At 50.7% G+C, this 13,499-nt stretch carries 8 protein-coding genes and 1 tRNA gene; 5 read left to right on the top strand and 4 right to left on the bottom strand.

Annotated elements, in window-relative coordinates:
- The first annotated feature begins 6 nt into the window (after nt 1–6).
- The 3 genes from WH45_RS11605 (at nt 7) to WH45_RS11590 (ending at nt 5,733) form a co-directional block, all read left to right on the top strand.
- Nucleotides 7–3,552: a DUF4132 domain-containing protein gene (locus WH45_RS11605; protein ID WP_052723741.1), complete on the top strand. Its 3,546-nt coding sequence runs from the start codon at nt 7–9 to the stop codon at nt 3,550–3,552.
- 84 nt (nt 3,553–3,636) lie between these two features.
- Nucleotides 3,637–5,412, top strand: a complete 1,776-nt coding sequence (locus tag WH45_RS11595; protein WP_052723740.1) for a hypothetical protein — start codon at nt 3,637–3,639, stop codon at nt 5,410–5,412.
- 42 nt (nt 5,413–5,454) lie between these two features.
- Nucleotides 5,455–5,733, top strand: a complete 279-nt coding sequence (locus tag WH45_RS11590) for a hypothetical protein (protein WP_046214471.1) — start codon at nt 5,455–5,457, stop codon at nt 5,731–5,733.
- A 164-nt stretch (nt 5,734–5,897) separates the two neighbouring features.
- Here the strand turns inward: WH45_RS11590 and WH45_RS11585 are convergent, their stop codons facing one another.
- Nucleotides 5,898–6,707 carry a WYL domain-containing protein gene (locus WH45_RS11585; RefSeq protein ID WP_046214470.1) on the bottom strand — a complete coding sequence of 270 codons (810 nt, stop codon included), beginning with the start codon at nt 6,705–6,707 and terminating at the stop codon, nt 5,898–5,900.
- On the bottom strand, nt 6,694–8,001 hold the full coding sequence (locus WH45_RS11580) for a helix-turn-helix transcriptional regulator (RefSeq protein WP_046214469.1): 1,308 nt from the start codon (nt 7,999–8,001) through the stop codon (nt 6,694–6,696). Before WH45_RS11580 ends, WH45_RS11585 begins: the two co-directional genes overlap by 14 nt.
- Before the next feature lie 345 nt (nt 8,002–8,346).
- Here WH45_RS11580 and WH45_RS23420 point away from each other — a divergent pair.
- Nucleotides 8,347–8,411, top strand: a tRNA-OTHER gene (locus tag WH45_RS23420).
- Nucleotides 8,412–8,831: 420 nt separating this feature from the next.
- Nucleotides 8,832–10,355, top strand: a complete 1,524-nt coding sequence (locus tag WH45_RS11575) for a TROVE domain-containing protein (protein ID WP_046214468.1) — start codon at nt 8,832–8,834, stop codon at nt 10,353–10,355.
- An 83-nt stretch (nt 10,356–10,438) separates the two neighbouring features.
- Here WH45_RS11575 and WH45_RS11570 read toward each other — a convergent pair whose 3' ends face one another.
- Both WH45_RS11570 and WH45_RS11565 read right to left on the bottom strand, forming a co-directional pair.
- A complete protein-coding gene (locus tag WH45_RS11570) occupies nt 10,439–11,374 on the bottom strand; it encodes an aldo/keto reductase (RefSeq protein ID WP_268748571.1) in 936 nt (311 codons plus the stop codon).
- Nucleotides 11,375–11,545: 171 nt separating this feature from the next.
- Nucleotides 11,546–13,273, bottom strand: a complete 1,728-nt coding sequence (locus tag WH45_RS11565) for a cellulase family glycosylhydrolase (RefSeq protein WP_046214466.1) — start codon at nt 13,271–13,273, stop codon at nt 11,546–11,548.
- Nucleotides 13,274–13,499: the final 226 nt, after the last annotated feature.

The raw sequence follows: 13,499 nt of genomic DNA, 5'->3' as shown, positions 1-13,499 counted from the left end.
ATTACGATGTTAATAAACGAACAGATAGACCCTGCGCTGATCAAATTTGCGGAGTACTGCTCTGCCGAATATTCGCTGTCCACAGATCGGCAGCAGCATATTCTTGATTACATTACCGGACAAACAGATGAATTCCCCGATATGATGAAAAATTTGAATAGGTATAGTTACCGCACACTGGAGCTGCTGCAGAAAATGAGTAAAAAGGAACGTGGAGATTCCTTTTACCGGGCGGCAGCGATATTGATTCGTACAAGCAATCAATGGCGGCAGCGTTATTATGCGGACCCTTTTGCCCTGTGTATGGAAGAGTATATCAAGCCTGCAGGACTGGGAACTGCAGAAAGCAATGTTGTACACAGACGGGAGCAAGGACTGCAAGCTCTGGGCATGCTGCAGACCTACGTTGGTAAAGAAACAATGGAAGATATCATCCGCAATTATATGAAAATGGCGGAATTCCACAAAAAACTGCTTAACAAGTCCGATCGTATGACAGGCCGACTGGATACGATCCTGGAGCTATTGGAACTGCTGAAAATTTATGTTGAACTGGACCAAAGCTATGTGAGTTCGTTGGTTGAGCAGCTGCCATCGCTGCTGCAGGCAGTGCTGACAGAAGATGAGCAGCAGCTGCAATTGGAATTGAAGCAGATTATAGAACCTATTGTACTGGGCAAGCTGCCGATGAATGATCACCTGTCCGCTCTGGATCTGGAACCGGAATTGCTGAACGGCAAGCGGGCTGAACTTCGTGAAAAAGATTTTGCAGGTCAATCGTTACCGGCTGAAAGCGATCTGAGCCGGGAGCAATTTTATCAGAGCATGATACAGGTGCATGCTGCCTTTTTCTACATACTTAACAGCCGTGGAAGCAAAACACAGCTGCTTGCCAATCCCGGTAATGATGGAGTCATGATGCTTAACGCCGTTCGGCAGCTGTATGCCATTCTGCCGATGGAAGTACGCGGATATCTTCTTTCTCTGGAAGGGCGCTCCGCCAATGCACATGTACTGTTCGATGGCATAGTGCCGCTGGACGAGCCATATGATCTGATCGTACTGCTGCGGCAGGAACTCGACAGCTATATGCCTTCATGGAGTTCCATACGAGCGGAAGTTACCGGTGATCCGGATCGTGCGCGCCGTGCGCTGGAGATTGCCAGACATCCACTAATCAAGGCATGTATCTACAAAATCCTGACCGAGCAGAACCTGCTGCCTGTAGATCAAGCCTGTCTGGAACAGTTCGTGCTGGATGTGGCAGCAGACAAAGTATACAGCAATACGCCTGGGCGCAAGCTGGGCCGTTATATGGCCGGGGAGATCCAACTGGAAAGTCTGATCCAGGACGATCAGGTTAACTCCATCTGGAGAGGATCGGGCCGCAATCCAAAGGATCGTTTACTGTTCACGGCAATTGCCTTCCTTCCGGTGAAGTCCGAATTGTTCCGGCGCTTTCTCCTTATTGCGAATCAGCCGGAGTGGCTGCTGAATATATTATCCGAGCTGTACCGTTCTCCTTTTTTCGATGGACAGCGTGTACTGGAAGCGTATCAGGATGATTCGGAGGTGGATACGGATAACCTGCTAAAGCATATGCTGATGCTGAATGGACAGGCGTCTTATTATTATACTTCCATTCCGGCTCCAGCTTATACCAGCATCGTACGCAGTCATATCCCGCAGAGTCTGCAGTATTATAATGAGCTGCCGACGGATGGACGTGCTGCAGTACTGGAGACGGTATTTGCAGAGCGTGCTCAGCTGGGTACGGACCAGTTATCCCAGGCGATCCGGCTTGGACTGGCTGATTCTTCCAAACGAATCAATGCGCTGTCACGCGCCGAGTTCTCCCGGTTCGCTGATAATGAACTGTATATGAGTATTTACCGGCAGGAGAAAAGAGCCAGCGTCAAGGAGATGGTGCTGGATGCACTGCGCAGCAGTGATCATGTCGAGCAGGCTTATACGACACTGCTGGCTGCTGAGAAATCCGAGACGCTGCGCTCTTTGATCCAGGTATTTATGGATACGCTGGGGCAGCGTCCCGAAGTGGCCCATGCCGCCCTGGCTGCTGCAGCAGATACCAGGAAGCGCAGCCGACTGGACTGGCTGCCTGTCGATCGTCTGCCGCAGCTGCAGCATCTGGATGGACAGCCGCTGGATGACGAGATCAAGCGTTACATGCTGCTGCAATCTCTAGATTATACTGCTGCTCCCAATGAACAGCTGCATGAAGTCAAGCAGTACGCTTCACCGACTTCACTGGCCGACTTTGCGCTGGAATTGGTACAGATATGGATTCAGCAGGGTGCGCCTGCCAAGGAGAAGTGGATATTGTATCTGGCATCCATGTATGGAGATCGCCGTCTAATCGATCTGCTGGGTCGTCAGATCAAGGAATGGACCGAGAGCAGCCGGGGCGTGATTGCTGCCGAGTCGGTCAAGGTACTCGCTTATCTGAATGATGTGTCCGCACTGATGCTGATCGATCGTCTGTCCCGCACGATCAAGAATCGCCAGGTGAAAAATGCTGCCTTTGAGGCCCTGCAGCTGTCTGCGGAGAATATGAACCTGACTCCCGAGCAGCTGGCCGACCGTCTGGTCACTTCCCTGGGATTTGACGCCAGAGGCGAGCAGCAGTTCAGTTACGGCGAGCGTTCTTTTACCGTCAAAGTCAATAGCGATCTGCAGCTGGCCGTGATCAACGAGGAGAATGGTAAAACCGTCAAAAGTCTGCCGGCTCCCGGACAAAAGGATGATGCCGAACTGGCCAAACAGTCCAAAGCACGCTTCACCCAGCTCAAAAAGGATCTGAAAACGATGGTGACCCTGCAATCGCAGCGGCTGGAGGAATCGCTGTCCAAACGCCGACTGTGGGCACAGGATGAATGGTCCGACCTGTTTGTGAATAATATGATCATGCGCCAGTTTGCTGTCGGATTGATCTGGGGCATCTATGAGGATGGACAATTGACCGAGATGTTCCGTTATATGGATGACGGCACATTCAACACGGTCGATGAGGACGAATACGAACTGCAGCCGACCGATACGGTTGGCCTGGTACACCCGCTGGAAATGACTGCACAGCAGATTGCCGATTGGAAAAACCAACTCGACGATTATGAGATCAGCCAGCCATTTACACAGCTGGAACGACAGATCTATATCGTGGAAGAAGAGCAGCAGAATATGAAGGAATGGACCGGACTGCCGCAGGACGAATTCTCGCCAACCGGATTCCCGAAAGCGCTGGAGAAGTACGGCTGGTACAAAAGCATGGCCGAAGATGGAGGCGTGTATTACGAGCTGTACAAAGATTACGGTGATTTGCTGGCCCAGCTGCACTTCAGTGGTACAAGCATCTCCTATTATGAAGGTATGGAAGATATTACGCTGGAAACGCTTTGTTTCTTCAATAAGAACAGCCAGAGCGGCTATTACTACTATGATCCGGTCAAAGCCAAAAAACTGGGCGAGATTCCTCGCAGAATATTCAGCGAGACGGTATATGATATTTTGCGCGCTGCCGGACAAATCGATTAAATCGGCCAATTCGCCATTTCGGACGAGCAGTGTCAATAAGCAGTCTGCCGGAAGTTGGCGCAGTAAGTGGGAAGGAGAAGGGGGATGCAGCCATTTTCAATACGATTCCGTCATTTTATCAATGAATGTACAGAGGACTATCTAATTCGTTATGCGAATAAAGGTCTGTATAATCGTGCGCTCAAGGACATGGACAAAGGCATCACCGCAGAATATGCATGGACAGAGCAGGAACAGGTACAGTGCACACTGAGTGACGGAACCGTATGTATGCTGGCCGATACGCTGGATCAGGCCGTGTGCAGCTGTCCTGCCGATAAAATCTGTCGTCATATTTTGCTGGCAATTTTGTATGAACAGCGTCATCCTATTCATGGAGAACATGGAGAACATGGAGAACATGGAGAACATGGAGAACATGGAGAACATGGAGAACATGGAGAACATGGAGAACATGCTGAGGGGACCGTACAGGAATCGTCTGCTTCGCTCACCGGTATGTCTGCCCAATCCGTCTCTGACTCCGGATTCGAGTGGCTGCTGGATACACCGCTGTCGGAACTGCTTCGCTCCTATACGACGTCGCAGATCGCGGAGGTCGATTTCAGGCTCAGTCTAAAAGAAAACATTTCTGTTATCCAAGATACCCTGCTGACCGTTGTATTAGAGTCCCAGCAGGTGGAAGTTTCCTTTGGGCGGGAATCGGATTTGCAAAAGGCGCTCTGCAATAAGCGGGATATCGCCAGTCGTGTCTCGCTTTACAAACTGGAAGCAATCCTGCGTTATCGTGCGCTGCAGGGGAGGGAAGAGCGGAAGCTGCTGGAGGAGTCGAGCTATCCGGTACAAATCTCCTCCAGTGCAATCCAAGAATGCCGCAAGCTGATTACCGATATCAGTCAGACCGGACTCGCCCGGCTGCCGCAGACGATCATGGCCCGGCTGGAGACACTGGCAATTACCGCACGCAGTGAAGAGCTTCCCAATCTGGAGCGTACGCTGCGGGGAATCCGGGGGGAACTGGAGCTGTTCTTTGCACGGCATGTGCGCTTTGATATGAATACGCTGATGAACAGACTGACCGAGGTCTATCTGATGCTGGAAGCATGGGAACAGGACCTGACCGCCAGTCAACGGGCGCAGCTGGCCGGCAGCTTCCGTACCCGCTATTACGAGCGTTTACAGCTTCAGTTGTATGCGCTGGGAGCGGAGCCGTGGGAGACCCGTTCCGGTTACAGGGGAATCACCTATTACTTTTACTGTCCGGACGAGATGCAGATGTATACCTACACCGATGCCCGGCCTGTCTACTATCAGGAAACCACTTTCCAGTATAATGCGGAGTACAATGACCGTTCTCCATGGCGGGCGAGTCTGTCCATGAAACAGCTGGCCGCCGGGCAATGGAACTTCCGTAATGTGAAGATTAACCGGGATCACCGGATATCCGCCGCCGAAGGGACGAAGGTTGAATCGCTGGAGCGTATACCGGTCGAAGAGATAGACTTTGGTCATTATGCGGTTCAGGAACTGAATCAGGCGCAGCTGCATACCCAGGTTACACTGTTTGGAGATCGGAAGCCCCGAATTCTGCTGCTGGCGCTGGCATCCATTCAGGAGATTACTTTTGATCCGGCTTCTCAGAATCTGCTGCTTCACGGCATACTGAAGTCCGGCAGCATGGTAACACTGGTCGTACCCTATCATCAGGAATGGCAGCGGACGATCCGCAAGCTGGAGAAGACCAATCCAAAGCAGATGTCAAATGACATGATGGTGCTTGTACGGGCGGAAGGTGCGCATCTGTATCCGATCAGCTTCCTCAAGGGACAGTCGATCAGCCATCTCAGGCTGGATGAATAGTCAGTACGGCATGATTATGTATTATGGAAAAGGTGAACACTCATGCAGGAAATTCAACATTTAACCGCTGCCATTCAGGATTGGCTGAATGGAATGATGCTGCGCGGGATTAACCAGTTATCTCCCCGCGATCTGGAGCAGCTCCGTACCCAGGCCGAGCGGGCAGGGCAGCTGCATATGGATGAACTATCCCGTCTGCTCATACAGTTGGCAGATAGCGGACAGACGGTACTAATGGGACAGGTGGGGCAAGAAGTACTGCCTGACTATTTCCGGCTGTCCGCTTATGTCCAGATGGCTCAAGCCTCCTGGACAGAGTAAAGAAATATCAAAAAGCCTTATCCGGTTTTGATCGGACAAGGCTTTTTTTGTACGAAATATCCTTTGTATGAAATCAATAAGTTGATCACACCTAAATAAATGAGGTAGATCCATACATAATCTATACCTGAACAAGGTTGGTCCCTGATCACAATGAACATCCTCTATCCCTGCACTTTAATACCATACCGGGCCAGCGCCTTCATGGAGGTCTCCCGCATCCGGTGCTTCAGATAATCGCCCTGGATAACACGTACCCGTTTGCCGAGAAATCGCAGGCGATTCAGCATATATTCACTCTCATTCGCGGCGAAATTCAGATGAATATAATACGTCTGCTCGTCTTCAGCGAACTCCACACGCTTGTCAAAACAGGAAAAAGCATGCAAAATCCGCGTCAGTTCCATATTGTAGATCGGCAGCAGCTGAATTACCGCTTCCTGCCTTTCCACCGTACAGATCTCCTGCATACGCTGGCAGATCGGCTCATACTGCTCTTCCGGCAGCGATTGTTCTTCCAGCGACTGAATATGAACCAGCCGGGTGGTCATGGCTGCGCGGGTACGCAGATTATACCAGAGCAGATACCATTCACGTCTTGCCATGGAAAATTCCAGTTTCCACGGTACACCGTACTGCGGTGCAATGAGCTGTCCATGCTTGTTCAGCCGCTGGATCATCATGGACTGGCGTCGGCGCATAATGCGGCGCAGCGGACGGAGCAGCGGAGAGTAGGTCTGTCCATCCGCAGCACCGGCTTTTTCGACCAGTGCATTTTGCAGATGAGGGATTTCTTCTTCCAGCAGACAATCCGCAATTTTATGTAAAGTAGTCTCTTCCAGCGCACTGGCAGCAGCTGGCTGCTCCAGCATCATTTTCAGCCAGGCTCTTTCCTGGGAAGTCAGTGTATAGGTCGCCGTCTCTTCCAGCCGGGAAGCGAGCTGGTAGCTGAATATTTTCTCAAACAGATTCATAGTCGTTCATCAGCTCCTTCCATTCCTCAATCAGCGATTCCCGCAGCGGTGCAGGTTCCAGCACTTCACAGCTGGAGCCGAAGCTGCGCAGCCACGGACGGATCTCGGTATAACCATTGACCTGAATCTCATAGATAAAGCTATATTGATCCTCTTCGGTAATGCAGCCCCACTGGCCCTGCATGCGCACCCGCTCCTGGATAAAGTCATTTTGCGGCGGCAGCGGTTTGAAAAAGCGTGCCCGCACGGTAACCGTACGGCTCGTATCGACCAGCCAGCTGTACCGGGTACGTTCATCCAGCCTGGATACATACTCATCAAATAAAAGTTTATCGGCCTCTTCCTCAGCGATGATATCCACGATGCCATCCATCCGGAATTTAACGATTCGACCGCCCCGCGTCGTCCCGAGCAGATACCAGCGGCCATACTGATGATCATAGACAACTCGCAACGGCAGCATATGCTGGCGTCTTGGCTCACTTGCCCGGCTGAACAGCGGGTTGGTATTTTGCGCCGTATAACTGCGCTTGCGGCTGGGCGTATAATACTGAAAGGAAATATACCGCTGCTCCCGGATCATACGCAGCAGCGTATACAGATGCGCTTCGTCGAGAATACGCGCATCATAATGGTAGCGATAGCTGAACGGCTCCCGCCATTCCTCCTGCCAGCTGTCTTCCAGCTGTTCGGAAGAGGTTGCTTTGAGTGCCTTTTTGAGATTATCACGCAGCAGATAGCCCTGGACAGAGGGAATCTGCGTATTTGCCATAATATCCACAAATTCATACAGCTCGATTAATTCCTCTCTCGACAGACAGTCGGTCAGATCATTATTCAATCTGTAACGGTAGGGTCGACCGCCCGGTTCACGACAAATCACACCGATCTCTTCCAGATAGCGCAGATCGGACCGAATGGTCTTCTCATCCGGCGGGGCAGCCGCACTGTCCACCAGCTGCTCATCGCATACATCCAGCAGAGACGCTGCTGTCATCGGTTCCTGCTTGAGCGCGGTCAGAATCACCGGCAGCCGCCGAGTTTCGGATTCCTTCATCGATTTGGCGCGGTACAGAAACAGCAGCACCGGCTCCGCCGAATCGGCGTAATTGTAACGGAACAGGTCCGCAAAGTCCGCATCGCCATTTACTTCCTTCAATCGGCGGATCGTTTTGTCAAATGTATGTACGGATATGCCCAGCCTCCCGGCAAACTGCTGACGATCATAATTGCCACCGGTCAACGCCAGCAGCCGCAGAAACTGGATTTCTTTATCAAAGCTTTCTTTAGCCATCGTATAGGGTACCTCCATCCATCTACAGGTCGTTTAAATACACCCTCTATCTCCAGACGTAACTGCCGGGAAAATATTTTCTTATTGTAGCAGACCAGTTCACTTTTACAAACTCCTGCGCTATATATAGAAGTGAATATATCCCATTTCTTGATTGTCGCCATACTTGCGCCCTGTTCGTAAGCTGCCCTGGATGAGAAGATAGGTACATCAAAGGGAACACAACAGCAGCGACAGGTCAGATACAACACTGCATCTGCGCACTCCAGTAAAATAACAGGAGACCAGAGCAGTTGCAGCAGCCACTATATCAGCCGCACTGTCTGCTGTGCTCCCCATACCCGAGGCGCCTGAAAGGGTTACTTCGACTGTTAATCGACAGGTCGCCGGTTCGAGTCCGGCTTCCGCCGTTCATGGCGGAATAGCTCAGCAGGTAGAGCGGTATTGAACCTTTTCACCTTAACTTCCTCGGGTATGTACCATTTTAAAATCATCCACAGCATAATTTAGGAAGTAGAAGTAGAAGTAGAAGTAGAAGTAGAAGTAGAAGTAGAAGTAGAAGTAGAAGTAGAAGTAGAAGTAGAAGTAGAAGTAGAAGTAGATATCCTGCAACAGAAGTAATCCTGCACAGAGCGAAGGAAAGAGAATTCTACCAACGACCGACATTTAAGCACGGGGATCGACCGATTCATCGGTCATTCAAGATCCTCATGCTTAACCGGAGAGAATGATAGAATCTCTTTCCGAAGCGGTGCAGCTCACAACCATATACCAGCAGCTACATCAACACACCATTTACATACAACCCAGTATAAGGAGGAGCCCCCACCATGAGCCATGCCAAAAAACTGTTCACCAACGGAATCGCTACAACAACCAATAAAGAAGGCTTCGTCGCCTATAACCGCAGCATCGAAGAGGAATATCTGCAGCTGCTGCTAACCAACACATTCAGCAACACCTTTTATGCCAATACTCAGGAACTGCTGGCCCAGGCGCAATCGATTCACCAGGGCATGGTGGAGCTGAATCCGGAATTTATGGCCAAAGCGCTGATTTACGCGCGCAATGAAGGTTTTATGCGGCTGCAGCCATTGTATGGTCTGGCCGTATTGTCAGGCGCGCATCCCAACCTGTTTGCAGCCGTATTTCCACAGGTAGTCCGTATACCGTCCGATCTGGCGGATTTTCTGACGATTCTGCGAGCGATGCGTCGCGGGCAGGGAGGACGTGCCGTCAAACGGCAGGTCGCCCATTTCCTCGGACAAACGAGCGAATACTGGGCGCTTAAATATAACGGCCGTGGACGCGGCTTTAGCCTGGGTGATGCCATCGCTACTGCCCATCCAAAGCCGGTCAATCTGCAGCAGCAGGCGCTATACCGGTATTTGCGCGGTCAGAAGAGCAACCTGGCGCTGCTTCCCCAGATCGAAGCACTGGAAAAGCTCAAAAAAGCCACCGATGACAATGAACGCATCCGGCTGATCCAGGAAGGCAAGCTGCCCTACGAAGCAGTGACCAGCGCCATCTCGCCAACACGCGGTATCTGGCAGACACTGATGAAGGAAATGCCTGCTTTTGCACTGCTGCGCCATCTGAATACGCTCGATCGGCATGGAGTATTCAGCCGGAAAAAGAACCTGAAATACGTACAGAAACGCTTGACCGATGCCCAGGCACTGCGCAAGGCGCGAATTTTACCGTTTCGCTTTGCTAAAGCTTTTACAGAAGTGAACCACCCCGATCTGCGGGATACTCTTCGTAAAGCGGTGGATCTGAGTTTTGATAACCTGCCGGATCTGCCGGGACGGACAGCGATCTTCCTCGATATTTCCGGTTCGATGACCGGTGAGTATTTGCAGACCGGATCGATCTTTGCACTGGCATTGTACAAAAAGACCGATGGCAGCTCGCTCTTCTGGCTGTTTGATACACTGGTGGAAGACGCCAGGCCTTCACGCCGTGACAGCATTATGAGCCAGGCGGAACGTATCCATGCACGTGGTGGTACCGATACCGGAGCACCGGTACGCCGCCTGATCGAGACGGGGGAAAAGGTAGACCAGATCATTATGATTACAGACGAACAGCAAAATGTCGGCAGCCCGTTCTATCGGGAGCTGCTGGAATACCGTCGTCAAATTAATCCGCATGCCAAAGCCTTTATTGTGGATATTGCGCCCTACCAGAGCGCCATGGTGCCACCGGAAGATACAAATACCTTTTATATCTATGGCTGGAGTGATACGGTATTGTCCTTTATCGCCCAATCGGTACAGGGATATGAAGGAATGGCCCGGCATGTCGAATCGTTGGAACTGGAGGATGCGGGTTTCCGTGATGCGGAAGCTTAAATAGACAGAGCAGCATAGCAAAGCGGCACGAGAGGGAAAATTGCTCTCTCGTGCCGCTTTTTTATTTATACCGTATTTGACGCTTAATCGTGGCTGAAATTGCTGATCATTGAAGCGGGATAATGGCTTCCTGCCGAACCATGAGGGAGGATGTCCTGAATACGCTGCAGATCAGCTTCGGTCAGTGTGACTTTGGCAGCGCGGATATTCTCGTCCAGACGCTGACTGTTTCGTGTGCCGGGGATCGGTACGATATCTTCACCCTGATTGAGCAGCCAGGCCAGAGCCAGCTGGGCTACAGTGATATGTTTGCTGTCCGCGAGCTGCCGCAGCTGCTCGGTGGCGTGCAGATTGTACGTATAGTTGTCACCCTGCCAGCGTTCATCGATTCGCCGGAAATCGTCTGCGGCATATTCATGCGCAGGGTTTACGGCACCAGTGAGGAATCCGCGTCCGAGAGGAGAGTAGGCCACTAGTCCGATTCCCAGTTCACGCAGTGTCGGCAGGATGCGGTCTTCAATTTCCCGTTCGAAAATGGAGTATTCCATCTGCAGTACAGATACCGGTGTAATTGCATGGGCAAGGCGAACAGTTGTAGCTCCCACATTGCTCAGGTCAAAGTATTTCACTTTGCCTTCCTGGATCAGCTCGCCCACGATGCCCGCGACTTCTTCAATCGGTACTTCCGGATCGAATATATGTTGATACAGCACATCAATATAATCGGTTTGCAGATAACGCAGACTGTTGTCCACAACCCGGCGGATATTATCCGGACGGCTGTTCATACGGGAGCCGGGCGGCTCGGCTGTCATATCAAAACCAAATTTGGTTCCGATAATGATCTGGTCGCGGTAGGCTTGTACGGCTTTGCCAAGCAGCTGTTCATTATGACCGTTGCCGTATAACTCGGCAGTGTCAAAAAAGCGAATGCCCTGTTCATAGGCATGATGCAGAGTCTGAACCGATTCTTCAGCATTGGAAGGGCCATAAGCGACAGACATTCTCATCACCCCCAGCCCCAGCTCGACTATCTGGCCAAAAAAATCAGCAAAAATCTGTACTGAAGGTGAATCTTGAACACAAAAAAGACTGCCTTGTATGGAAAAGACCCCTGTCCATTAGACAGAGGCCTATCCGATCAGGCAGTTCTTTTTATTTCACAAAGCAGTAAAATCATTCAAAGCTTATTATTGTACAGCTGTACCGGTAACCGTACTGCCGCTCTTGGTAATGGTATAGTTAATTACCGCGCCGCTCCAGAAATGGAATTTCAGGTTAACCTGTCCATCCTGAGTTTCGTTAAAGAAAGCCGGCTGCAGCTTGATGGCATTACCGCTGTAGACAGGAGTAAAGGCAGTCTCGAACTCTTTGAACGATGTCCAGTTCTGCGGGCCTGCATTGCCGCCGGAAGCATAGGTGGCTTCCATAGTCGCCAGCTGATCGCCATTAAAAGCAGTCGGGATGCTGAACGAACTGGTTGTACCCTGTGCATTGCTCAGTTTTGGTGTGTCGTATACGATTACATTGAATTTCCAGTTAGCCCCTTTGCTGAACTTGGCAAGGATGGTCGCGTTGACACCGTATTTGCCGGAGGAAGTCAGCTTGGTCAGCTGGCTGGCTTTGAGGGTCAGGATATTGCCGCTCAGCGTATAGTCAGTGCCGGATTGCAGCGTCGTACTGCCAACGCTAAGCGAGGACAGCTGGTTGCCGTTCAGATTCAAGGTGATTTTCTTGTCCTGTGCAGCAGCCCCTTTTTTGATATAAATCAGGTCACTTTCGGCATTGGAGGAGCGGCCGGTCCAGCTGGCTTTGATGACGCTGAACAGATCCGGATCGGACCATGTGTAATTGGTACGGCTGAAGTGCTGACCGTTATCCCACAGCATGGTGGCGACTTTTTTCTGCTTCAGGTAATAGCCCAGGAATTCGAAGAACTTGAGCTTCTCACCCTGTTCGATGACACCTGTGTTTTTGTCAAAGCCGAGCAGGCCGTATTCACCGAGAATAACCGGGATACCTTTGGCTGTGAACGTATTGTAAACGTTATCAAAAGTGGTCGTAATGTCTTTTTGTACTTCTTCATTAAACTTGGTATAGCCGGCGATATTCACGCTGAACGGCCAGTAGCCATAGTAGTGGACCGTAGCAATCAGATTCGAATCGTTCAGCTTGCTCATCGTGTTGGACAGTGCCGTCATTCGTTCCTGGGAAGGGGAAGCTTCCAGTGTGGACAATACGAGCGGGCGTGTCGCATTCTGACCACCCGATGCTCTCAGAATTTTGTGGAAAGACACATTCAGCTCATCCAGCATCTGCTGCTGTTTGGCTTCATCCTTGGTACCGCCATCGGTAAAGCGTGGCTCGTTTACACTCTCGAACATCAGCTTGTTGGAACTGTTTTTGAAGCGGTCAGCGATTTGTTTCCAGACAGCATTGTAACGGGCCAGCACCGTGTCATGCTGGGTCTCCATTTTGCTGATCCAGAGCCAGGAGTCATGATGCACATTGATCATTACGTACAGATTCTCATTCAGCGCCCAGTTCACGACTTCTTCCACACGGCTCAGATAGGCCGGGTCAATCGTGTAATTCGGCGCTGCGCCAATGTGAGTATCCCAGGTCACCGGAATACGGATACTTTTGTAACCCTGTGCCGCGATTTGCTTGATCAGTGTCTGGGTGACACGCGGATTGCCCCAGGAAGTCTCGTCAGCTCCTGTCGCATCGAGTGTGTTACCGAGGTTCCAGCCGGGCTGCATGGCATCGACATAGGATTGCATATTGGTTGCAGCAGCGACTTTGGGCTGTACGGATTCTTCAGTACTTGCTGCCGAAGCGGCCGAAGGAATGAGCGAGAGGAGCAGTGCAGCAGCCATCGTCAGAGATAGCAGCGATTTGTACTTTCGTTTGATCATTACATTCTCCCTTTCCGTGCAATATAGTTTTTAAATATGAAAGCGCTTTCTAATTTATAAATTATCATAGTGGTTCTTTAAATAACACCTGCATAATTGCAGATAAATTCATGTGTAAATTAGTGATTTGCTAATAAAAAGATAAATATATAATATATGGGAAATAAAATACCGGATTAAAAGGAAATGAAAGAGAATAACTTTTGAATTTTCTTTATGACTGTCT

Origin of the sequence: Paenibacillus wulumuqiensis (assembly GCF_000971965.1) — a bacterium.
Classification (GTDB): domain Bacteria; phylum Bacillota; class Bacilli; order Paenibacillales; family Paenibacillaceae; genus Saccharibacillus; species Saccharibacillus wulumuqiensis.
The sequence above is the reverse complement of the archived record's forward strand: the minus strand, read 5'-3'. Positions and strand labels throughout refer to the sequence as shown.